The sequence below is a fragment of the Parafrankia discariae genome (assembly GCF_000373365.1).
Lineage (GTDB): Bacteria > Actinomycetota > Actinomycetes > Frankiales > Frankiaceae > Parafrankia > Parafrankia discariae.
Genome location: NZ_KB891102.1, coordinates 321950 through 343676 on the forward strand (window position 1 = coordinate 321950; position 21727 = coordinate 343676).

Below are 21727 nucleotides of genomic sequence, written 5' to 3' on the forward strand. Positions count from 1 at the left end.
CCCCTAGCGTCGCTTCTTGCCGCTCGGTCGGCCGCGCTGGGACGGTTTGCGGTTCGGGGCGCGGCGCTGGGCCGACGGCAGGCCACCACGCCCGGCCGCGCCGCTCGCGGCCCCGGCCGGCGCCGCGCGCATCCCGGTGGCGACGCCGACGGTGTCCGCCGGCTCCCGGCCGTCGTCGCGCCGGCCGGAGTCCTGGTCGGCCGGCGGGGCCGACGTTCCCGGGTCCGCTCCGCCGCGTCCCACCGATCGGCCGCCGCCCCCGGGCTCGGTCGTCTTGGCCGCGCGGGCGGCGCTCGCCCGGGCCCGCATGACCCGGGCGTCGAGCGCCCTCACCGCCGGCTCGCCGCGCTTGAGGTCGACCAGCAGCGGGGTGGCGAAGAACAGCGACGAGTACGTGCCCGAGGCGATACCGACGAACTGGGCGAGGGCGAGGTCCTTGAGCGTGCCCGCGCCCAGCAGGCCGGCGCCGACGAACAGCAGCGAGGCCACCGGGATGAGCGCGATCAGCGACGTGTTCAGCGAGCGGACCAGCGTCTCGTTGAGCGCGTCGTTCGTCGCCTCGGCGTAGGTGCGCCGCGAGGACGTCGCCATCCCCGCCGTGTTCTCACGGACCCGGTCGAAGACGACCACCGTGTCGTACAGCGAGAAGCCGAGGATGGTCAGGACGGCGATGACCGTGGACGGGGTGACCTCGAAGCCGACGAGCGAGTAGACGCCCATCGTGACGATGAGGTCATGGACCAGCGCGGCCATCGCCGCGGCCGCCATCTTCCACTCGAACCGGATCGACAGATAGATCATCACCAGAACCAGGAACACGATCAGGCCCTGGATCGCCTTACTCGTGATCGTCGAACCCCAGGACGACCCGACGGTCGAGACGGCGATGTTCTCGTCCGGGTTGGTGACCTTGAAGTGGGTCGCGAAGTCCTGCTGCAACGCCTCGGTCTGCTGGTCGGTCAGCGTGGGCGTCTGCACCCGGAACTGGTGGGACGTCTCCAGCTGCTGGACGACGCTGTCGGACACGTCGATCCCGTTGTCGCGCAGGAGGCTGTCGACCTGCTCGACCGTCCCGCCGTTCGACGGAAACTGGAAGACGGCGCCGCCGGAGAACTCGATGCCCAGGGTGAACCCCCGAAAGATCATGCTGAGCGCGCAGATCGTGATCAACGTACCGGACACGATGTACCAGACCCGGCGGCGGCCGACGAAGTCGGCGTTGAACTCGCTGCGGTAGAGCCGACCTATCAACGACATGTCAGTGCTCCCGCCTCTGTCCGGCCGTGCGCCGGCCCGCCACCCGCGGCCCCGTGCCCGGTTCCTCGAGCCGAGGCCCTGGATCCGGAGGGTCAAGGTCACCGGTGGCCGACGGGTCACCGCCCTCGGTGTCGGAGCCGGCGCGCGCGCTCCCGGCCCCGGCGGCGCCGCCGGGCTTGCTCACGTCCACGCGCCGAGCCAGCCGCGGTCGGTCCGCCGCGGCGGCACCGCCGACTGAGCGCACCGTCAGCCCGGAGAACCGGCTGGTGCTGAAGAACGGTCGCCGTACCAGCGCGGTGACCAGCGGCCGGGTGAAGATGAACATGATCAGGACGTCGATGAGCGTCGACAGGCCGAGAGTGAAGGCGAAGCCCCGCACCGACCCGACCGAGAGCACGTAGAGCACCGCCGCGGCGAGGAAGGACACCGTGTCCGCGGACAGCATGGTGCGCCTGGCCGCCGGCCAGGCCCGTTCGACCGAGGTCCGGACGCTGCGACCGGCGCGGACCTCGTCCTTGATCCGTTCGAAGTAGACGACGAACGAGTCCGCGGTCACACCGATCGACACGATCAGTCCGGCGATGCCGGCCAGCGTCAGGGTGAACCCGATCGCGTCGCCGAGCAGGACGACCGAGGCGTAGATGAGCGCCGCGCTGACCCCCAGCGAGGCGATCACGACGATGCCCAGCGCCCGGTAGTACAGGAACGAGTAAAGGATCACCAGGGCGAGCCCGATCGCCCCGGCCAGCAGCCCGCCGTGCAGCGACTCCTGGCCCAGGGTCGGGGAGACCGACTCGGCCTGCGAGCGTTCGAAGGCCAACGGCAGCGCGCCGAAGCGCAGGACGTTCGCGAGGTCCTCGGCGTCGGACTGGGAGAAGCTCCCCGAGATCTGCGCCGAGCCGGCGATCCGCTCGTTCGTCTGCGGCGCCGACTGGACGATGCCGTCGAGCACGATCGCGACCTGCTTGCCGATCGTCTTCTCGGTCAGGCTCGTGAACTTGCTCTGGCCCGAGCCGGTGAAATCGACGTTGACGACCCACTCGCCGGTGGTGACGCTCGAGGTTCCGCCGGTGCTGAGCAGGCCCGCCGAGGCGGTGGACACGTCCGTGCCGACGAGGGCCGCCGGCATGAGCAGGTACTTGGTCGTGCCGCTGCGGTCGCAGGCGGCGATCCAGTCCTCGGGGCGGTCCAGGCTCACCGAGGTGCTTCGCACGCCGGTGGCCGAGCAGGTGAGGTTGGCGAACTTGGTCGCGACGTCGGCGGGCGGCGTCGGCGCGTTCGGGTCGGCCGCCGCCGCGGCCGGGTCGGTCGCCGCCGCCGGATCGGTGGCCGCCGGCTGCGTGGCGGCGGGGGCACTGGGCGTGGGCGCGGCGGCCGGCGCGGGCGAGCCGGACTGGCTGGTCGCGGCCGCGAGCTCGACGCGGGGCCCGGAGCCACCGGCCCCGTTCGTGAAGCTGGCGGGCTGGGCCACCAGACCGGGCTGCTCGCCGCTGCCCGGGACAGGCCCGAGCGCGGCGGGCCGCTGCGAGGCGGGCGCGCCGGTGCCCGTCGGCGCCGGTGCGATGTCGGCCGGGGCCGGCGTCGCACCCGGCGCCGGCGTCGCCGTCGGGGCGGGTGTCGCGCCCGGGGCGGGCGTCGCGGTGGCGGCCGGTGCGGGCGCCGACTGCGCTACGTCGGACCCGTAGACCTCCCGGAAGCGCAGCTCAGCGGTCTGGCCCACCAGGTCGACGACGTCGTTACGGCCGCGACCCGGCACGGAGATCTCGATGGTGTCACCCGCGCGGCGGACCTCGGCCTCGGCCACGCCGAGGCCGTCGACCCGCTCACGGATGATGTCCACGGCCTTGTTGAGGGCCCCGTTGTCGACCGATCCGCCGGTGATCGAACGCGGGGTGAGGATGACGCTGGTCCCGCCCTGGAGGTCCAGGCCGAGTTTGGGCGTCCAGAGCCCGGTGACGGCCATCAGGCCGTAGAGGAGGGCGAGCAGAGCACCGAGTACTCCGAGTCGGGCGCCGACGGAGACGCCTCCGGAGGCTCGTGCCGAGCGACGTGCCAACGCCAAGTCCCTTCCTCACACACCGTCACCGATCCCGGCGGCGCTCAACGATTCCGAACGAGTGTCACCGAGGGTACGTTCCGACAGGCCGGCTGTGACACCACCGGCTGCCGACAGGCGCGTGACGGTCAGCGACGGCAGGCACCACAGCCGCACCACAGACCCCGGATCGGCATCCCGAAGCACCCTGAACCGGGCGCAAGAAGACACGGAACGCCTGCGGCCACGACACGCCCTACAACTCCTTGCGCGGCGGCCGCGCGGCGTCGCCCGCGCTCTCGGCACCACGACCGGCGTCGTTCCCGGCGGTTCCGTCGGCCCCGGTGCCGGCCTCCCCGGCCCCCGGGCCGGAGTCGCCGCCGAGGGACTTCCCGCCCGGGCCTGGCCTGGGCGGGTCGGTGTCCGGGTGACCGTCGGTGTTCGCGCGCCCGTGGACGGCCGACTGGCCGTCGGCGTCCGGGTGACCGTCGGTGTCCTCGTCGTCCGCGTCCGCGTCGCCGTCCTGGCCGGGCGCGCTGATCACCCGGGCGATCGCGGACCGGCCGAAACGGCAGACGACGTCCGGCGCGATCTCCAGCAGGACGTCGGCGCCGTCCATCTCGACGACGGTCGCGTACAGGCCGGCGGTGGTCAGGACCAGCGTGCCGGGGACGATCTCGGAGAGCTGCTGCTGTTGCGCGCGTGCACGGCGACGCTGGGTGGAGAAGAAATAGACGATCAGAAGGACGATCAGTATCGGGAAGATCAGCCCACTGATGGAGCTGCCGCCACTGTTGTCCGCCGCGTTCGTCACGGCCGCGAATACCTGCACGTCCCGCCCTCCTGGGTGTCGCGGCTGATCGTACGTATCCGCGCCACACCCGCAGCGGGCAGGCCGGTGGTGTGTTCCCCGGCAGCACCGGCCGACCCCCCCGGACGGCGGTTCAGGACGCCGGGGAGTCCTCCCCGAACAGGGCCGCCGGTGCCTGTGACCTGCCGAGTTGGTCCGCCTGCGGCTCAAGGCCCAGGTGGGTGAACGCGGCCGGGGTCGCCATCCTCCCCCGGGCCGTGCGGATCAGCAGGCCGGCCCGGAGCAGGAACGGCTCCGAGACGTCCTCGACCGTGTCGGCCTCCTCGCCCACCGCCACGGCCAGGGTGCCCAGCCCCACCGGCCCGCCGCCGAACCGGCGGACCAGCGCGTCGAGCACCGCCCGGTCGAGACGGTCCAGGCCGAGGGCGTCCACGTCGTAGATCCGCAGGGCGGCGCGGGCCACCTCACGGGAGACCACACCGTCGGCCCGGACCTCCGCGTAGTCGCGGACCCGGCGCAACAGCCGGTTCGCGATCCGCGGGGTGCCCCGGGAGCGGCCCGCCACCTCGGCCGCGCCGCCCTCGGTCAGCCGCACGCCGAGCAGCCGGGCGGAGCGGGTCAGCACCAGCGCCAGCTCGGCGGCGTCGTAGAAGTCCATGTGGGCGGTGAAGCCGAACCTGTCCCGCAGCGGCCCGGTCAGCAGGCCGGAGCGGGTCGTGGCGCCGACCAGGGTGAACGGCGCCAGGTCGAGCGGGATCGCCGTCGCACCCGGCCCCTTGCCGAGGACCACGTCGACGCGGAAGTCCTCCATCGCCGCGTACAGCAGCTCCTCGGCGGGGCGGGCGATGCGGTGGATCTCGTCGAGGAAGAGCACCTCGCCGGGCGTGAGCGCGGTCAGGATCGCCACCAGGTCACCGGCCCGCTCGATCGCCGGGCCGCTGGTCATCCGCAGCGGGACACCGAGCTCCTCGGCGATGATCATCGCCAGGCTCGTCTTGCCCAGCCCGGGTGGGCCCGACAGGAGCACGTGGTCGGGCGGGCGGCCACGGCCGCGGGCCCCCTCGAGCATGATCGAAAGCTGCTCCCGCACCTTGCGCTGGCCGACGAACTCGTCCAGGTTCTTCGGGCGCAGGCCGGCCTCGAACGCCTGCTCCTCGGGGGCCGCCGCCGCCGAGACCAGGCCCTCGCCGCTCACGGCGACCGCCGGGGCGTCGTCATCAGCGGCCTGGTCAGCCGCGCGCTCGTCAGCAGCGGCCTCGTCATCAGTGGGCTCATCGCGGCCGCAGCACGGCGAGGCTGGCCCGCAGCAGCGCCGCGGGGTCACCGTCACCGTCGTCGCCCGCCGTGCCGTCGGTGCGGGCGACGGCCGTGCCGTCGGTGCCGCCGTCGGCCGGGCCCGGCGGCACCGCCCGGGCGGCGACCACCGCGTCCAGGGCCTCCTTCGCGGAGTAGCCGAGGCCGACCAGCGCGTCCCGGACCTGCTCGCCCGCGGCGCCGAGCCGCGGATCGACGGCGGCGGGCGGCAGCGGCGTCGCCACGCGTGGCGACGGGACCGCGGCGGACGGCGGGCCGAGCCTGTCCCGAAGGTCGAGCACGATGCGCTGGGCGCTCTTGCGGCCGATGCCCGGCACCTTGGTCAGCGTGGCCAGATCCTCCTCCGCGACGGCCCGACGGATGACGTCCGGACTGTGCACGCCGAGCACGGCCTGGGCGAGCCGGGGGCCCACCCCGGCCGCGCCCTGCAGGATCTCGAAGACGTCACGCTCGTCGGCGTCGCGGAACCCGTACAGCGTCAGCTCGGTCTCCCGCACGACGAGGGTCGTCGCCAGCCGCGCGCGCTCCCCCACCCGCAGCCGGGCCAGCGTCGACGGCGTGCACCACACCAGCACCCCGACCCCGCCGACGTCGACGACCACCGAGCCGGGCGAGAGCGCCTCCACCGTGCCGCTGACCGACGCGATCACCGCCGGCCACCCGATCCGCCCGGCAGGCCCGACCCCCCGGGCGCACCCGGGCTCCGCGCGGGGGTCGCGGCCCGCATCCGGGCCAGCGCCGGCCCGCGCCACAGGTGGCACAGCGCCAGGGCGAGCGCGTCGGCGGCGTCCGCCGGGCGCGGGGCCTCCGGAAGATCCAGCAGCTTCGTCACCATGAACCCCACCTGGGCCTTGTCCGCGCGCCCGCTGCCGGTGACGGCGGCCTTGACCTCGCTCGGCGTGTACAGGCCGATCGGCAGCCCACGCCGGGCCGCGGCCACGATGGCCACCGCGCCGGCCTGGGCGGTGCCCATCACCGTGCGCACGTTGGCCTGACTGAAGACCTTCTCGACCGCGACCGCGTCCGGGCGGACCCGGTCCAGCCACTCGTCCACGCCCTCGGAGACGGCCCGCAGCCGATCGGCCACCTCGTCCGAGGCGGGCGTGCGCACCACGCCGACCTCGACCAGGCTGGCCCGGCGGCCGGGACCGCCGTCGACCACCCCGAGGCCGCAGCGGGTCAGCCCCGGGTCGACTCCGAGTACACGCACCGAGCCCTCCCGACGACACTGACGAACATCCGTTCGATCCTAGTGGTCGGGGCAACACCGACATCCACGACACGCCGAACGGACGGCCGCCCGGCGGTACCCGGACGGCACCGGCTCAGCTGGAGACGAGTTCCATCACGTCGTCGGAGATGTCCGCGTTGAACCAGACGTTCTGGACGTCGTCGAGATCCTCGAGCGCCTCGACCAGCTTGAGGACCTTCCGGGCCGGCTCCGCGTCGAGCGGGACGCTCACCGTGGGCAGCCAGGAGATGTCCGCCGAGGCGACCGTCAGGTCCGCCTCGGTCGCCGCCACCCGCACGGCGTGCAGGTCGGTGGCCTCGGAGACGACCTCGAACGCCTCCCCGACGTCGTTGACCTCCTCCGCCCCGGCGTCGAGCACGGCGAGGAGGATGTCGTCCTCGGTGAGGGTCGGCGTCTTGTCGATCAGGATGACGCCCTTGCGGTTGAACAGGTACGACACCGAGCCCGGGTCGGCGGGGGTGCCGCCGTTGCGGGTGATCGCGACCCGGACGTCGGAGGCGGCCCGGTTGCGGTTGTCGGTGAGGCACTCGACGAGCACGGCGACCCCGTTCGGCCCGTAGGCCTCGTAGGTGACCGACTCGTAGTTCACCCCGCCGGCGAGCTCGCCGGAGCCCCGCTTGATGGCCCGGTCGATGTTGTCGTTCGGCACCGACTGGGACTTCGCCTTGGCGATCGCGTCCGCCAGCGTCGGGTTCCCCGCCGGGTCGCCGCCGCCCGTCTTCGCCGCCACCTCGACGGTCTTGACCAGCTTGGCGAACAGCTTGCCGCGGCGGGCGTCGACGACCGCCTTCTTGTGCTTGGTGGTCGCCCACTTGGAGTGACCGCTCATGACCTGCCCCTCTTGAGCGCGAGCTCGGATCGGACGATCTCCACGAACAGCCGGTGCACCCGGATGTCCCCCGTCAGTTCAGGATGGAACGACGTGGCCAGCAGCGGCCCCTGCCGGATCGCGACCGGCCGGTCGCCGACCCGGGCCAGCACCTCGACGCCGTCCCCCGCCTTTTCTACCCACGGTGCCCGGATGAAGACGGCGTGCACCGCCGGCCCGTCCACGCCCTCGACCAGCAGGTCGGTCTCGAACGACTCCACCTGCCGACCGAAGGCGTTACGCCGGACGACCACGTCGAGCCCACCGATGAGCGGCTGGCCCGGGCGGCCGTCGATCACGTCCTGCGCGAGCAGGATCATGCCCGCGCAGGAGCCGAACACCGGCAGGCCACCGGCCACGGCGGCCCGCAGCGGTTCGAGCAGGTCGAACACGCGCAGCAACCGCCCGATCGTAGTGGACTCACCACCGGGCAGAACCAGGCCGTCCAGCTCCGCCAGCTCGCCGGCCCGGCGCACCTCGCCGGCGTCGGCCCCGGCCCCGCGCAGGGCGCGGACATGCTCGCGCACATCGCCCTGCAACGCCAGGACGCCGATCCGCGGGGCGCTCACCAGCCGCGGTCGGCGAAGCGCGCCTCGGGCCGAAGCTCGCCGACGTTGATGCCGACCATGGCCTCACCGAGGCCGCGCGACACCTTGGCCAGCACGCCGGGGTCGTTGTACATGGTCGTGGCCTCGACGATCGCCCGGGCGCGCCGCGCCGGGTCGCCGGACTTGAAGATGCCCGAGCCGACGAACACGCCGTCCGCGCCGAGCTGCATCATCAGCGCCGCGTCCGCCGGGGTGGCGATGCCGCCGGCGGTGAACAGCACGACCGGCAACCGGCCCAGCCGGGCGACCTCGGTGACCAGCTCCACCGGCGCGCGCAGCTCCTTGGCCGCGGCGTAGAGCTCCTCGGGCGGCAGCGCCGAGAGCCGGGCGATCTCCGCGCGGATCGTGCGCATGTGCACCACGGCGTTGGAGACCTCGCCGGTGCCGGCCTCACCCTTCGAGCGGATCATCGCGGCGCCCTCGGAGAGCCGCCGCAGCGCCTCACCCAGGTTCGTGGCCCCGCAGACGAAGGGAACCGTGAAGTTCCACTTGTCGATGTGGTGGTGCGGGTCCGCCGGGGTGAGGACCTCGGACTCGTCGATGTAGTCCACACCCAGCGACTGGATGATCTGCGCCTCGACGAAGTGCCCGATCCGGGCCTTGGCCATGACCGGGATCGAGACCGCCTCGATGATCCCGGAGATCATGTCGGGGTCGCTCATCCGCGCCACGCCGCCCTGTGCCCGGATGTCCGCGGGCACCCGCTCCAGCGCCATGACCGCGACGGCGCCCGCCTCCTCGGCGATGCGGGCCTGCTCGGGGGTGACGACGTCCATGATGACGCCGCCCTTGAGCATCTCCGCCATGCCGCGCTTGACCCGGGCGGTGCCGGCGTGCCGCTCCGCGCCGTCCGCCGGCGCGACGGGGCCGGATGGCGAAGCGCCCGGGGCGGGGGCGGGGGCGGTCAGGCCGTCGGACATCATGTGTCGTCTCTTTCGGGTAGTTCGGACAGGTACTTCGGACGGGATCTCCGGACGGGATCCGCGGTGCGGACCCGCCGGTGGAACCCGCCGTCCGGTGGTGCCGACCCGTCCGGTGGTGGCGGCCCGTCGGTGGCGTCCGCCGCCGGACCGGGTGCCGGCGGCGCACCGGTGGCACCGTGCCGGCGCACCGACGGCGGCGGCCCGGCGCGGGGAGCCCCGGCCGAGGGCCGGCGGACCGGCGGCCGGCCGACCGGCGCGGACCACGCGGGGACCAGGCTGTTCGGTGGTCGTTCCGGGCCGGACGGACCCGGACGGACATGGATTCGGCTCCATGGTACGGCCGAGACGCGCATGCCCTACCCCATCTTCGGCATCGTGGAGATCGCCACCGACGGTGGCGATCTCCACAGCGGGGCCCCGGGCCGGGCGGCGCACCGGGGGCACACCGGGTGTCCGTACCGATTTCCGCCCGGTGACCAGCGCAGTATCCTGCCGTGCCACGACGTGGAACCTTCCAGGAGAGTCATGACAAGTCCCTACGGCGGTGGACCGCCCGGCCCGCGGCCCGGACCTGGGCAGCCCGCTCCTGGACAGCCACCCTGGGGCGGCGGCGCGCCCGGTGGGTACGGCCCCCCGCCCGGCACCGGGCCGTACCCCGGGCCACCGCCCGGCGGGTCGTACCCCGGGCCACCGCCCGGCGGGTCGTACCCCGGGGCCCCGCCCGGCGGCCCGTACCCGGGCCGGCCGGCTGGTGGCCCGACGTCCTTCCCCGGCCCGCCGTCGCCGGTCGGGCCGTACGCCGCTCCTGGGCCCGCGGGACCGCCGGGACCGCCGGGACCGCAGCCGTGGGCGCAGCCGGCGCCCGCCGGCTGGCCCGCGGGGCCGCGGTGCCGGATCTGCGGCGCGGCTCCGGCCGTGCCGGCGACGATCCGCGGACATCAGGGCTTCATCATCTTCATGCGGTTCCGCTCCGAACACGGACCGTTCTGCCGCACCTGCGGCACCGCGACACTGCGCACCATGAACGCGCGGACGCTCTGGCAGGGCTGGTGGGGCATCGCCTCGCCGTTCATCACCCCGGTGATCCTGCTGCTGAACTTCACCGAGCACTCGAAGATCGGCAGGCTGCCCCCGCCGGGGCCCGCCCTCGCCCCGCCGCTGCGGCCCGGGCGCCCGCTGTTCCGCCGGCCCGAGGCCCTCGGCCTGCTGGTCCCGCTCCTCGTGCTGGCGCTGGTCGTGGCGGCGATCGCGACCCGCGACCCGGACGGGGGCGGGGCCCGCTCCGGCGACTGCGTCCGCCGGGACGGCCAGCGGATCTCGATCGTCGACTGCTCGTCACCCCGGGCTCAGTACGTCGTCCTGAGCAGGCTGGACGGCGACTCCGACGCCCGATGCGACCTCTGGGCACGGACCACCGCGAGCTACACGCAGACCGGGCCCGGGCCTGACTTCGTCCTGTGCCTCGGGCCGGTGCCCGGCGCGGGAGCGGGGCAGCCCGGCCAGGGTGACCAGCCCGGCCAGCCCGGCGTGCCGGGCCAGCAGGGGACGACACGCAACGCGAGCGCTCAGGGCTCAGGCTCCGGGCAGCCCGGCCGGGTCGTCTGAGCGGGGCGGGTCCTCCTCCCGGGCGGGCAACGCGTCGTCGATTTCGAAGTAGGCGGGCAACGGCCGGTGCCCCGACAGGTGCAGTACCCGCACCAGGCGCCGGCCGGCCAGCGAGCGGACGTCGCCGACCGCGTCGTTGTGGAACTGGCGGGCCAGGGCCACCCGGGCCGCCGCCGAGTCGACGGCGGCCACCTCCGCCGGGGCGTGCCGCCCCACGGCGACCACGGCCGGGGCACGCAACGCCCGGCTCAGCTCGTTCTCCGCGTCCTCCGCGGCGGTGCCCAGCCCGGCGCCGGCGAGCAGGTCGGCGTGGCCGACCCGGGCTCGCCCGGCCGCGCCGGCGAGCTCGGCGAGGTCGCGGCGGGTGGCGAGCTCGTACGCCGCGTCGGCCCGGGCGACGAGCTGGGTCACGAGTCCGGCGCGCGTCGCGTCGACCCGGCCGGCCAGCCGGTCGAGCCGGCTCGCCAGCCAGGTCAGGTAGGTGGCGATCACCACGACGGCCACCACCACGACCACCACGCCTGTCATCTCGCGCAGCGTAGTCAACCGCGGTGGACAGATCACCGCCGGTAGGTGGTCCCGGCCGGCCGGCTCAGCTCTCCTCGGGGGCGGCCACCGACACCGGGCGGTCGCCGGAGATCATCTCGTACACACCGACGATGCGCTGCGCGATCACCCTCCAGTCGTACTGGGCGACGACGGCGCGACCACGCTCGGCCAGCCGGGCCCGCTCGGCGGGGTCCTCGAGCAGCTCGGCCAGGTTCGCCGCCAGCTCCGCCGGCTCCCCCACCCCGAACAGCCGCCCGGCCCGCCCGTTGTCGAGCACCCGCCGGAAGGCGTCGATGTCGCTCGCGACCACCGGCGTCCCCGCCGCCATCGCCTCGAGCAGCACGATCCCGAAGCTCTCCTGCCCGGTGTTCGGGGCGCAGTACACGCTGCCGGAGGCGAACACCGCGGCCTTGTCGGCCTCCGGGACGAGCCCGACGAGATCGACCCGTCCGAGCAGCGCGGGGTCGATACGGGCGCGCACCGCCTCGGTGTCGCCGGGGCCGGCGACCAGCAGCCGGACGTCCGGCACCCGCTCGACGAGCAGCGGGAACGCGGCCATCAGCACGTCCAGGCCCTTGCGCGGCTCGTCGATCCGGCCGAGGAAGGCAACCGTCGGCGCGGTGCCGTAGCCGGGCAGCGGGCGGGCGTCGGCGAAGGCCCGCACGGCCACCCCGTTCGGGATGAGAATCGCGCCGGTGCCGAGGTGCTCCACCAGCGTGCGCCGCGCCGCCTCGGACACCGCGATCCGCGCCCGCAGCTTCTCCAGCGACGGCCGCAGCGCGCGGTGCCCCGCGGTGAGGATTCTGGACCTGGGGTTGGCGGTGTGGAAGGTGGCGACCAGCGGGCCGTCGGCGAGCATGCAGGCCAGCAGGCTGACGCTGGGCGCGGTCGGCTCGTGCGCGTGCAGCACGTCGAAGTCGTGCTCGCGCAGCCACCGGCGCACCCGGGCGGCCGAGACCGGCCCCATGAGCAGCCGGGCCACCGAGCCGTTGTAGGGCACCGGCACCGCGCGGCCGGCGTCCACGGCGTAGGCCGGCAGCGTGGACTCGTCGTCCACCGGGGTGATCACCGAGACCTCGTGCCCGGCGTCGAGCAGCGTCTCGGCGAGGTCCCGCACGTGCGCCTGGACGCCCCCGGGCACGTCCCAGGTGTAGGGGCAGGCGAGTCCGATCCTCACCGCCGGCCGCTCCTCACGACGGGTCGGGCCAGATCCGCTGGAGCATGTGCCAGTCGGCGGGATGCGCGGCGATGCCGGCGGCGAACTCGTCCGCGAGCCGCTGGGTCATGGTCGGGATGTCGGTGTGCCCGACCTCGGGGTGGATCCGCGCGCTCCAGCCGTCGTCGTCGAACCAGAGCGTGACCGGCAGCAGGATGGCCCCGGTGCGCAGCGCGAGCGCGGCCGGACCCGGCGGCATGGTGGCCGTCGCGCCGAAGAAGGTGACGGCGACCCCGGCGGAGGTGAGGTCGCGGTCCGCCAGCAGGCACAGGGCGCCGCCGGCCCGCAGCCGCTCGGCCAGCAGGTCCGCCGGCGGCTGCGTGCCGCCGGTCAGCGGGATGACCTCCATGCCGAGCGCGGTGCGGAACCGGACGAACCGCTCGAAGAGCTCCTCGGGACGCAGCCGCTCGGCCACCGTCGTGAACGGGATGCCGGTGGCCACCAGCCACGCCCCGGCCTGCTCCCAGTTCCCCATGTGCGGCAGCGCCAGGATGACGCCCCGACCGGTCGCGTGCGCGCGGCGCAGCCGGTCCTCGTCGAGCACCCGCATGGCGCCGACCAGCCGGTGGGTCGGCAGGTCCTGGAGGCGGAAGACCTCCATCCAGTACCGCGCGTAGGAGCGCAGCGCGGACCGGGTCAGCGCGTCGAGGTCGGTGCCCGGCGGCACGACCCGGGCCAGGTTGGCGCGCAGCCGCGCCGTCCCGCGCCCGCCGCGGCGGTGGGCGAGATCCGCGGCGCGGGCGAAGCACCAGGCGGCGACGCGCTCGGGCAGCAGCCGGACGAGACGCCACCCCAGCACGTAGCCGAGCAGCGTCACCCGCCCCGCGGACGTCATCGACGGTCGGTTCCGGTTCGGGCGGTCAGTGGCCGGGAGCGATCCGCGGCACCGCGGGCACCGACGGCTGCTGCGGCTGGTGTGCCGGCGTCGCCGCCGGCGGCGTGTCGCCCGCGCCGGCCGGGATGGGGGCACCGTCCGGACCGCTGCCCGCGGTCATGACCGAGGCGGACCCGGACGGGTCGCCGCCCGCCGCGCCGGGCTGCCCGGCCGCCGGGTCGGACGCCGGTGCGCCGGCCGGCGGGGCGAGGGTGGGCCGCCCGGACCGGACGAACTGCCGGTGCACGTGCACCACCCGCTGGCTCACGGTGAGCAGGGTCGCCCCGACCAGGAACCACAGCGCCACGGGCAACAGGTAGGGCACGCCCAGGCCGTACAGACCGGCGGCCACGAGCAGGATCAGCAGACGCTCGCCCCGCTCGGCGAACCCGACGTCGCAGCTGAACCCCAGGCCCTCGGCACGGGCCTTCACATACGAGGTCACCGAGCCGGCGACCAGGCAGAGCAGCGCCGCGCCCGCCAACGGCAGCGAGTCACCGTCGCCCGCGTACCAGATCACCAGCGACCCGAAGATCGCGCCGTCGCCGACCCGGTCGGAGGTCGAGTCCAGGAACGCGCCCCACTTGGAGGAGATGCCGCGGGCCCGGGCGATCACCCCGTCCATCAGGTCCGAGAAGACGAACAGGGTGATGACGAGCGTTCCGACGAAGAACACCCCGCGGGTGAAGAAGCCGAGGGCCCCACCGGCCACCCCGATCGTGCCGATCACCGTCACCATGTCGGGTGACACCGACGAGCGCGCGGCCCACTCGCTCAACGGATCGAGCACCTTCTGGATCTGGGGTCGCGCCTTGCTTGCGAGCATGTCCGTCCCGTCGTCTCTGGCGTACCGCCCGGGTTGGGCGGTCTCACAGTACCGCCGTCACGATCCGCTCATATCCGATCACGATCAGAGCCCGGGTTGTGCTACACGTCACAGCAGAGGACTCTTCGGGTACATACCAGTGCCCGCGGCGGACACCCGACAGACACGGCAAGCAAGGCACGGCAGGCACAGCACGCCCGCGGGGCACGGCCCCTCGGCCGGCCGCGGGCACCGCGAGCCAGGCGGGTCCGCGCCGGTGGAGTCGCGCCGGCGCACCGACTCCGCCGCACCCTGCAGGGAGGCCGGAATGTCAGCAACTCCGCGCGATGTGCGCAACGTGGTCCTCGTCGGGCACACCGGTGCCGGCAAGACGACCCTGCTGCGCCATCTCCTCCAGGTGGCCGAGTTCCTCGACGAGCGGTCCACCGCCACCATCACGCCGGCCGCCGACGGCAACGGCAACGGCACAGCCGGGAGGAGTGGCAACGGCCGTGCCGATGCCAACGGCACCGGCGGCCAGGCCGGGGGCGGGGGCGACGGGGGCGCGCCCGGGGTGGGTGCCGCCGGGGGCGGCGCGGGCACGGTCCCCGGCGGAGAACCGGCCCAGCGGAGCATCTCGCTCGTCCTGGCCTCCCTGCGCCACCGTGGCCTCGCGGTGAACCTGCTGGACACCCCCGGCTACCCGGACTTCGTCGGGGAGCTGCGGGCGGGCCTGCGCGCGGCGGACGCCGCCCTGTTCGTCATCAGCGCCCTCGAGGGCATCGACGGCTCGACCAGGATGCTCTGGGAGGAGTGCGCGGCCGTCGGCATGCCCCGCGCGATAGCCATCACCCGGCTGGACCATCCCCGGGCCGACTTCGACGCGACCCTGCTCGCCTGCCAGGAGACCTTCGGCGTGGGAGTCCTGCCCGCGTACCTGCCCGAACCCGGCGGCGGGCAGGCGTCCCGGCTCGTCGCCCTGCTCACCGGACGGGTGGTCGAGTACTCGGCCGGCACCCGCCTCGAGCACGAGCCCGCCGCCGAGCTGACCGGCCCGGCGGGGGCGGCCCGCGGCGCGCTGGTCGAGGGGATCATCGCCGAGAGCGAGGACGAGAGCCTGCTGGAGCGGTACCTCGGCGGCGAGGAGCTGGACCCCAAGATGCTGCTCGACGACCTGGAGACCGCGGTGGCGCGCGGATCGTTCTACCCCGTCCTGCCGCTCGCGGTGCCGGCCCGCGCCGCCGCCGGGGCGCGTGGGGTGCCACCCGGCCTGGGCACCGTCGAGCTGCTCGACCTGTTCGCGCACGCCTTCCCGTCCCCGCGCGAGCACCCGCTGCCCAGCCTCACCCGCCCGGACGGCGCACCGTGCCCACCGGCGGTCGGCGACCCGGCCGGGCCACTGGTCGCCGAGATCGTCCGCACCACCACCGACCCGTACATCGGCCGGATGTCCCTCGTCCGGGTCTTCTCCGGCATCCTGCGCCCCGACGCGGCCGTACACGTCTCAGGCCACGGACGGGCCGCCGCCGGACATCCCGACCACGACGACGACGAGCGGGTCGGGGCGCTCTCGCAGGCCGTCGGGATCGCCCTGCACTCGGTCGACGAGTGCGCCGCCGGCGGGATCTGCGTGATCACCCGGCTGTCCACCGCCGAGACCGGCGACACCCTCTCCGACCCGGCGGACCCGCGCCACCTGCCCGCCTGGACGATGCCGGAACCGCTGCTGCCCGTCGCGGTGCGCGCGCCGGCCCGCTCCGACGAGAGCAAGCTCTCCGCGGCGCTGGGCCGCGTCTGCGCCGAGGACCCCACCCTGGCCGTGGCGCAGGACGCCGAGACCGGCCAGCTCGTCCTGTGGTGCATGGGCGAGGCGCACTGCGACGTCGTCCTGGACCGCCTGCGGGAGCGGTTCGGCGTCACCCTCGAGAAGATCCCGCTGCGGGTGCCCATGCGGGAGACTCTGCGCGGGCCGGCCGAGGGCGTCGGACGGCTGGTGAAGCAGTCGGGCGGGCACGGGCAGTACGCGATCTGCCGCCTGCGGGTCGAGCCGCTGCCCGCGGGCAGCGGCTTCGAGTTCGTGGACGAGGTCGTCGGCGGCGCGGTCCCCCGCCAGTTCATCCCCTCGGTGGAGAAGGGGGTCCGGGCCCAGCTGGAACGGGGCCTGCAGGCCGGGTTCCCCGCCGTCGACCTCCGGGTGCGGCTGGTCGACGGAAAGGCGCACAGCGTCGACTCGTCCGACCTGGCCTTCCAGGCTGCCGGCGGCCTGGCGCTGCGGGAGGCCGCCCGCGCGGCCGGCGTGGTGCTGCTCGAACCCGTCCTGGAGGTCCACGTGACCGTGCCCGACGAGCACGTCGGCGCGGTGATCAGCGACGTCTCCGCGCGGCGCGGCCGGGTCGTGGGGATGGCGCCGGTCGGCAACGGCGATCCGGAGGGCCCGCCGCGCACCGCCGTCCACGCGGAGATCCCCGCGGCCGAGATGACCCGCTACGCGGTGGACCTGCGCTCCGTGAGCCACGGAACGGGCCTGTTCAGCCGCCGCCCGCTCGGCTACGAGCCGGTTCCCGACCATCTGAGGGCCAGGTTCACCGAGCAGTAGTGACCCCGCCCAGAGTGACCCCGCCCGGGTGACAGCGGGTGACGAAAAACGGCCGCCCACCCGCTCCGCGCGGGTGGGTCAGGCCGTCCGCTCGGTGCGCCGCCATGCCTGCGCGAGCAGCTCCCGGGTCTGGCCGAGCAGCGCCGGCAGCACCCGGGTCGCGCCGACGACGGGCATGAAGTTCGTGTCACCGCCCCAGCGCGGAACAACATGCTGGTGCACATGGGACGCGATTCCCGCACCGGCAACCGAGCCCAGATTCATACCGGTGTTGAACCCGTGCGCGCCGCTGGCCACCCGCAACGCGCGCAGCGCGTGCTGGACGAACAACGACATCTCCACCGTCTCGTCGTAGTCCATCTCGGCGTAGTCGGCGACGTGACGGTAGGGAACCACCATCAAATGGCCGGCGTTGTATGGATACAAATTAAGAACGGCGTATACGGATTTTCCCCGCGCGACCACGAGACCGTCCTCGTCCGTCATCGCCACGATGGCGCAGAAGGGGCACTCGTCGTCCGGGGACCGCCCCGCTCCCTTGATGTAAGCCATGCGATGCGGCGTGTAAAGACGCTGGAAGGCGTCCGGATGGCCGACACCCGCCTGCTCGTCGAGGGGCGTGCCGTCCGGCGCCGCGGTCGCGCTCACCAGCCCGGCCCCGACACCGGCGGGATCGGCTCCCCTCGGCCCCGCCCTCCGACCTGCGCAACCCTCACCACGCTGCCGCCTCCCGCGCCCCGCGAGCCCCGACCCGCCGCCGCCGATCACCAGCCGGCCCACCGGTACCCGTCCGAGACACCACGGTACCCATCCGCGTGCCACGCGCGGGTGGCCGGCGCAGGCCGCCCGCGGCAGCGAGGGACGGGGCGTTCGACCGCCCGTCCGGGGTCCAGGATGGCTACCGAGGGCGCGGTACGGGGCCGCCGCCCGCAGTGCCTCCTGGAGCCGCACATGTCGATCGACCGCCTGCGCATCACGGGGCACACCGGGGCACCGGCCCCGGGGCCGGCCCGGGCCACCCCGGCGTTCCTGCGCGAGCTGCTCGCCGACCCGCTCAGCCTCTTCACCCGGCTGCGCGCCAGCTACGGCCCGATCGTCCGGGTGCCCGTCGGGCGCGGCGGCTTCCACCTCGTGTGCGACCCCGACGCGGTCGAGCAGGTCCTGGTGCGCGAGCAGCGCGCCTACGCCAAGGGCCTGCGTCGGCGCACCATGCCGCCGGGCGAGGGCGTCCAGCCGCTGGCGCTGCTGCTCGGGTCGGGCCTGCTCACCAGCGGCGGCGACCTGCACCGGACCCGCCGCCGGCTGATCCAGCCGATGTTCCACCACGAGCGGATCGCCGGCTACGGCGCGGCGGTCTCCGAACTGTCCCGCGCCGCCGCGCTGGGCTGGGCGGACGGCTCGCGCCGGGAGGTCCACACCGACATGAGCGAGCTGACCCTCGCCATCGTCGCCCGCACCGTGTTCGGCGTCGACGTCGACAGCGAGGTCGTCCGGCGAGTGCGCCGCGCCGTCGCCGCGAACATGCGCCTGTCCCGGCTGGCGGTGCTCCCGGGAGCCCTGCGCCTGCAGCGGCACCTGCCGCTCGGCCCGCTGCGGGCGGCCCACGACGCGCGGGACGACCTCACCGCCGTGGTCATGGAACTGATCGAGCAGCGCAGATCCCGCGGCGCGGCCGGTTCCGACCTGCTGTCCACCCTGCTGGCGGCCCGCGACGCCGACACCGGCGCCCCGCTGGACGACACCTCGATCCGCGACGAGGCGCTGACCATCCTGCTGGCCGGCCACGAGACCACCGCGAACGCGATGACCTGGGCCTACCACCTGCTCGCCGGCAACCCGCAGGCCCGCGACCGGATGCACGCCGAACTCGACGACGTCCTCGGCGGCCGCGAGCCGACCACCGGGGACCTGACCGAGCTGCCCTACACCCGGGCCGTGTTCAGCGAGACCCTGCGCCTGTACCCGCCCGCCTGGGTCCTGCTGCGCCGCACGACGAGGGACGTCACCCTCGCCGGCCACCACCTGCCCGCGGACACGAACGTCCTGCTGAGCCAGTGGGTGATCCACCGGGATCCCACCTGGTGGCCCGCCCCCGGGGAGTTCCGCCCGCAGCGGTGGCTGACCCCCGACCCCAGCCGCCCGAAGTACGCCTACTTCCCCTTCGGGGGCGGAACCCGCCAGTGCATCGGCAACACGTTCGCCGAGATGGAAGGCGCCCTGGCCCTGGCCGCGATCAGCTCCGTCCGAACCCTGGCGCCAACCCCCGGCCGCCCGGTGACCCCCGTCCCCCGAGTAACCCTGCGCCCCCGATCCCTGCAGATGACCGCCCGCCCCCGCGTTCCCCACCCCACCCCCGCCACCCACCAGCCCCACTAGCCCTCACGCCATCACCCACCAGCCCTCACGCCACCAGCCGCACCGGCACACGTCACCAGCCACAGCCACACCTCAGCCCCTCCGCCCACCAGCCGCACAGCACCCCCAGCCACCAGCCGGCACCCCCACCAAAGTGCCACCCCAAACAACAAAAAACCCCCCAGCCAACCACCTGGGGGGTTCGGGGGGCTGGGCCCCCCGGCAGACACAACGCGAGACCCCCGGAAAGATCCCCCAAAGGGGATCGACCAGAAAGCCCCCGATCGCGTGGGCGTACGTGGTTTCGAACCACGGACCTCTGCCGTGTGAAGGCAGCGCTCTACCACTGAGCTATACGCCCGATTTGGTCTGGTTGAACACCCTACCGGATACCCCCGCACAAGGGGCTCGAGCCTGGACGATCTTCCGGAACCGATCCTCGGCTGGGACGTGTTGCGCCCCGGCTGAGGTTGGACTCAGCTTACACGGACGGGACGGGGCGTCGGACGGGGGTGGCCGCCGGACGGATGCGGGCATGTCAACCCTCCGGCCGATCGCCGGACAGCGCCGGGTTGACCGGGACTCGCCGTGGTTGAGACGGGTCCGGACAGGGAAGGCTATGAGTGGCACGGCCTCGGCAGAACGGCCATTGTGCTCGGGGGAACCCTCAGTCGAACGCGGACAGCGATCGTCCGGCCACGTAAGGCCGACGGCCGCGCATACCGCGCCGGCCGGGTCTTCTCTGAGGACTTCGGTCGGGCTTCCTGGGTAGGGCAACTCGCCCGAATCGCCGTAACGGATGTTGTCTTGGCATAACCTTGTTTTCAACGGGACTCAGAGAGGGAACTATCTCGTTACACGGGTGCTCGCCCGCACCACGCACCATGAGAGGCCGCCCGATGACTATTCGTCACGATTCGATCACCGCAGAACTCGCCCTTCGGCTCGTCGTTCCCGGCGGCGCCCCGGTTCCGGTCGCCGCCACCGTCCGTTACGAGCCTGCCGACCCTTATGCGGTCAGCATCGGCTTCCGTACCGGCGCCGACGAGGTCGTCGAATGGACATTCGCCCGGCAGCTGCTGAGCGACGGCGTGCGCCGGCCAGCCGGCGACGGCGATGTCCAGGTCTGGCCCGCCGCGCAGTCTGGCGGGCGGATCGTCTGCCTGTCGTTGTCCAGTCCATCCGGTCACGCTCTGTTCGAGATGCCGCGCGCGGAGGTGCTGGCCTTCCTGCGCCGCACGTACTCCGCCGTGCCGCTCGGCGGCGAGAGCGACGTCATCGACCTGGATGCCGAACTCGCCCTGCTGATCTGGGGCGGCCCCGAGCGGTGATCTCACCAGGGTCGGCACCGTGTCCGACCCTGGCAGGCCGGTGCGGGCACTTCCGGCACAGATCAGGCGCACGACCATTCGCCTGGTGGGGAACCATCCCCACCAGGCGTTTTGCTGTCTGCGGCAAGCGGCGTTCCGTCTCAGCGGTCAGCGGGCCGCCACGATCCGGCGCGTCCGGGCCGCCTCACGCGGCGGCGAGGTGGGCCCGGGCCGGCCGTCCCGCCCCGGTGACGAGGCCAGGGCGAGCAGCCGGTGTGCCTTCAGCTCGGTCTCGCGCCATTCGGCCTCCGGGTCGCTCCCCCAGGTGATGCCGGCGCCCGTCCCGAACCAGATGCGCTCGTCGGCGAGCCAGAACGTACGGATTCCCACTGACAGCCAGCCGCGCCCGCTGTCGGCGTCCACCCAGCCGATGCCGCCGCAGTAGTGGCCGCGCGCGACCGGCTCCAGCTCACTGATGATCCGCAGCGCGCTCGACTTGGGTGCGCCCGAGACCGAACCGGGCGGGCAGGTCGCCGCCAACAGCTCCGCCCAGCCCACCCCCGGCGCCAGCGTGGCCTGCACGGTCGACACGAGGTGCACCAGCCCGGGATGTCGTTCCACCGCGCACAGCGCGGGCACCGTCACGCTGCCTGGACGAGCGACCCGTCCCAGATCGTTGCGGACGAGGTCGACGATCATGACGTTCTCGGCGACGTCCTTGTCCCGCAGGTCCGCGACCGTCCGCCCGGTGCCCTTGATCGGACCGGACCGGACGAGATCACCCTCCCGGGACAGGAAGAGCTCCGGCGAGGCCCCGACGATGCGCACGCCCGCCTCGGGGGCGTCGAGCACCACCGAGTAGGGAGCGGGGTTACCCGCGGCCAGGACGCTCGCCAGCGCGGCGAGGTCGGTGCCCGCCGCGCCCGGGAGCGTGGGCGCCGAGAGCAGCCGGCACAGGTTCACCTGGTAGACCTCGCCGGCGGCGATCTCGGACCGGATCGCGTCGACGCCGGCGATGTAGGCCGCCGCGTCCATGCTCGTCACCCAGTCCGCGCGGGCGGGGCCGCGCCACGGGCCGGCCGCGAGCGCGGTGACGTCGGGCGCCGGGCGCACGTGCCGGAACCGGACGCAGCGGGTCCGGCCCTCGAAGTCGACGACGACACCCCAGAAGCCGCCGCGGTCGAGCACCCGGAGGTCGTCGTGCACCTCCACGACCCCGGTGGCGAGCCTGCCGCCCGCCAGCAGATAGGACTCCCGGCCGCGTACCCGCGCCGGGACGGGCCCGCCGGTCGCTCGTAGACGCACCTTCGTGCCGCTCCTGTCCGTCGAGCCCCCGCGCCTTGTGCCCC

General features: G+C 74.1%; 19 protein-coding genes and 1 tRNA gene. 4 read left to right on the forward strand and 16 right to left on the reverse strand.

Annotated features, from left to right (window positions below):
- Positions 1–3: 3 nt before the first annotated feature.
- From secF to pdxS, 9 genes are all read right to left on the reverse strand, one after another.
- A complete protein-coding gene (gene secF, locus B056_RS0101310) occupies positions 4–1257 on the reverse strand; it encodes a protein translocase subunit SecF (RefSeq protein ID WP_026239200.1) in 1254 nt (417 codons plus the stop codon).
- Position 1258: 1 nt separating this feature from the next.
- Positions 1259–3313 (reverse strand): protein translocase subunit SecD, encoded by a 2055-nt coding sequence (gene secD, locus B056_RS0101315; RefSeq protein ID WP_018500100.1) that lies wholly within the window; start codon positions 3311–3313, stop codon positions 1259–1261.
- 235 nt (positions 3314–3548) lie between these two features.
- Positions 3549–4124: a preprotein translocase subunit YajC gene (gene yajC, locus B056_RS0101325; protein ID WP_018500102.1), complete on the reverse strand. Its 576-nt coding sequence runs from the start codon at positions 4122–4124 to the stop codon at positions 3549–3551.
- Between the two features lie 112 nt (positions 4125–4236).
- Entirely contained in the window at positions 4237–5298 is a 1062-nt protein-coding gene (gene ruvB, locus B056_RS0101330) for a Holliday junction branch migration DNA helicase RuvB (RefSeq protein ID WP_026239202.1), read from the reverse strand.
- 76 nt (positions 5299–5374) lie between these two features.
- Positions 5375–6067 carry a Holliday junction branch migration protein RuvA gene (gene ruvA, locus B056_RS0101335; RefSeq protein WP_018500104.1) on the reverse strand — a complete coding sequence of 231 codons (693 nt, stop codon included), beginning with the start codon at positions 6065–6067 and terminating at the stop codon, positions 5375–5377.
- Positions 6064–6627, reverse strand: coding sequence for a crossover junction endodeoxyribonuclease RuvC (gene ruvC, locus B056_RS0101340; protein ID WP_018500105.1), 564 nt, complete (start codon positions 6625–6627; stop codon positions 6064–6066). The genes ruvA and ruvC overlap by 4 nt, the downstream gene beginning before the upstream one ends.
- Before the next feature lie 115 nt (positions 6628–6742).
- Positions 6743–7498, reverse strand: a complete 756-nt coding sequence (locus tag B056_RS0101345; protein WP_018500106.1) for a YebC/PmpR family DNA-binding transcriptional regulator — start codon at positions 7496–7498, stop codon at positions 6743–6745.
- Positions 7495–8106 (reverse strand): pyridoxal 5'-phosphate synthase glutaminase subunit PdxT, encoded by a 612-nt coding sequence (gene pdxT, locus B056_RS0101350; RefSeq protein ID WP_018500107.1) that lies wholly within the window; start codon positions 8104–8106, stop codon positions 7495–7497. Before pdxT ends, B056_RS0101345 begins: the two co-directional genes overlap by 4 nt.
- Positions 8103–9068 carry a pyridoxal 5'-phosphate synthase lyase subunit PdxS gene (pdxS, locus tag B056_RS0101355; protein WP_018500108.1) on the reverse strand — a complete coding sequence of 322 codons (966 nt, stop codon included), beginning with the start codon at positions 9066–9068 and terminating at the stop codon, positions 8103–8105. The genes pdxT and pdxS overlap by 4 nt, the downstream gene beginning before the upstream one ends.
- 1020 nt (positions 9069–10088) lie before the next feature.
- Between pdxS and B056_RS34670 the strand changes: the two genes are divergently transcribed.
- Positions 10089–10673, forward strand: coding sequence for an LppU/SCO3897 family protein (locus B056_RS34670; protein ID WP_230202756.1), 585 nt, complete (start codon positions 10089–10091; stop codon positions 10671–10673).
- On the opposite strand, the gene B056_RS0101365 is transcribed toward B056_RS34670, so the two are convergent.
- The 4 genes from B056_RS0101365 to pgsA form a co-directional block, all read right to left on the reverse strand.
- Positions 10641–11201, reverse strand: a complete 561-nt coding sequence (locus tag B056_RS0101365) for a hypothetical protein (RefSeq protein WP_018500110.1) — start codon at positions 11199–11201, stop codon at positions 10641–10643. The two genes, B056_RS34670 and B056_RS0101365, sit on opposite strands and share 33 nt — an antisense overlap.
- 64 nt (positions 11202–11265) lie before the next feature.
- Positions 11266–12399 (reverse strand): glycosyltransferase family 4 protein, encoded by a 1134-nt coding sequence (locus B056_RS0101370; RefSeq protein WP_018500111.1) that lies wholly within the window; start codon positions 12397–12399, stop codon positions 11266–11268.
- A gap of 13 nt (positions 12400–12412) precedes the next feature.
- The gene (locus B056_RS0101375; RefSeq protein ID WP_018500112.1) at positions 12413–13273 is read right to left on the reverse strand and encodes a phosphatidylinositol mannoside acyltransferase; all 861 of its coding nucleotides are present in this window, start codon (positions 13271–13273) and stop codon (positions 12413–12415) included.
- Positions 13274–13298: 25 nt separating this feature from the next.
- Positions 13299–14138 (reverse strand): phosphatidylinositol phosphate synthase, encoded by an 840-nt coding sequence (gene pgsA / locus B056_RS0101380; RefSeq protein ID WP_018500113.1) that lies wholly within the window; start codon positions 14136–14138, stop codon positions 13299–13301.
- A 307-nt stretch (positions 14139–14445) separates the two neighbouring features.
- On the opposite strand from pgsA, the gene B056_RS0101385 reads away from it, so the two are divergent.
- Positions 14446–16713, forward strand: coding sequence for an elongation factor G-like protein EF-G2 (locus B056_RS0101385; protein WP_026239204.1), 2268 nt, complete (start codon positions 14446–14448; stop codon positions 16711–16713).
- Between the two features lie 78 nt (positions 16714–16791).
- Here B056_RS0101385 and B056_RS0101390 read toward each other — a convergent pair whose 3' ends face one another.
- Positions 16792–17361 carry an HIT family protein gene (locus tag B056_RS0101390; RefSeq protein ID WP_018500115.1) on the reverse strand — a complete coding sequence of 190 codons (570 nt, stop codon included), beginning with the start codon at positions 17359–17361 and terminating at the stop codon, positions 16792–16794.
- 303 nt (positions 17362–17664) lie between these two features.
- On the opposite strand from B056_RS0101390, the gene B056_RS0101395 reads away from it, so the two are divergent.
- Positions 17665–19089 carry a cytochrome P450 gene (locus B056_RS0101395; RefSeq protein WP_035749832.1) on the forward strand — a complete coding sequence of 475 codons (1425 nt, stop codon included), beginning with the start codon at positions 17665–17667 and terminating at the stop codon, positions 19087–19089.
- Positions 19090–19357: 268 nt separating this feature from the next.
- On the opposite strand, the gene B056_RS0101400 is transcribed toward B056_RS0101395, so the two are convergent.
- Positions 19358–19429: transfer RNA gene (locus tag B056_RS0101400), tRNA-Val, on the reverse strand.
- Between the two features lie 538 nt (positions 19430–19967).
- Here B056_RS0101400 and B056_RS0101405 point away from each other — a divergent pair.
- The gene (locus B056_RS0101405) at positions 19968–20399 is read left to right on the forward strand and encodes an SsgA family sporulation/cell division regulator (protein WP_018500117.1); all 432 of its coding nucleotides are present in this window, start codon (positions 19968–19970) and stop codon (positions 20397–20399) included.
- Between the two features lie 147 nt (positions 20400–20546).
- Here the strand turns inward: B056_RS0101405 and B056_RS34675 are convergent, their stop codons facing one another.
- Positions 20547–21683, reverse strand: coding sequence for a chorismate-binding protein (locus B056_RS34675; RefSeq protein ID WP_018500118.1), 1137 nt, complete (start codon positions 21681–21683; stop codon positions 20547–20549).
- Positions 21684–21727: the final 44 nt, after the last annotated feature.

What these genes read in the sequence shown, in the direction of transcription:
- secF (WP_026239200.1), bottom strand. Translation starts at nt 1,257, where the DNA reads ATGTCGTTGATAGGTCGGCTCTACCGCAGCGAGTTCAACGCCGACTTC.
- B056_RS0101405 (WP_018500117.1), top strand. Translation starts at nt 19,968, where the DNA reads ATGACTATTCGTCACGATTCGATCACCGCAGAACTCGCCCTTCGGCTC.
- B056_RS0101375 (WP_018500112.1), bottom strand. Translation starts at nt 13,273, where the DNA reads ATGACGTCCGCGGGGCGGGTGACGCTGCTCGGCTACGTGCTGGGGTGG.
- B056_RS0101365 (WP_018500110.1), bottom strand. Translation starts at nt 11,201, where the DNA reads ATGACAGGCGTGGTGGTCGTGGTGGTGGCCGTCGTGGTGATCGCCACC.
- pgsA (WP_018500113.1), bottom strand. Translation starts at nt 14,138, where the DNA reads ATGCTCGCAAGCAAGGCGCGACCCCAGATCCAGAAGGTGCTCGATCCG.
- B056_RS0101345 (WP_018500106.1), bottom strand. Translation starts at nt 7,498, where the DNA reads ATGAGCGGTCACTCCAAGTGGGCGACCACCAAGCACAAGAAGGCGGTC.
- B056_RS34670 (WP_230202756.1), top strand. Translation starts at nt 10,089, where the DNA reads ATGAACGCGCGGACGCTCTGGCAGGGCTGGTGGGGCATCGCCTCGCCG.
- B056_RS0101385 (WP_026239204.1), top strand. Translation starts at nt 14,446, where the DNA reads ATGTCAGCAACTCCGCGCGATGTGCGCAACGTGGTCCTCGTCGGGCAC.
- pdxS (WP_018500108.1), bottom strand. Translation starts at nt 9,068, where the DNA reads ATGATGTCCGACGGCCTGACCGCCCCCGCCCCCGCCCCGGGCGCTTCG.
- B056_RS0101395 (WP_035749832.1), top strand. Translation starts at nt 17,665, where the DNA reads ATGTCGATCGACCGCCTGCGCATCACGGGGCACACCGGGGCACCGGCC.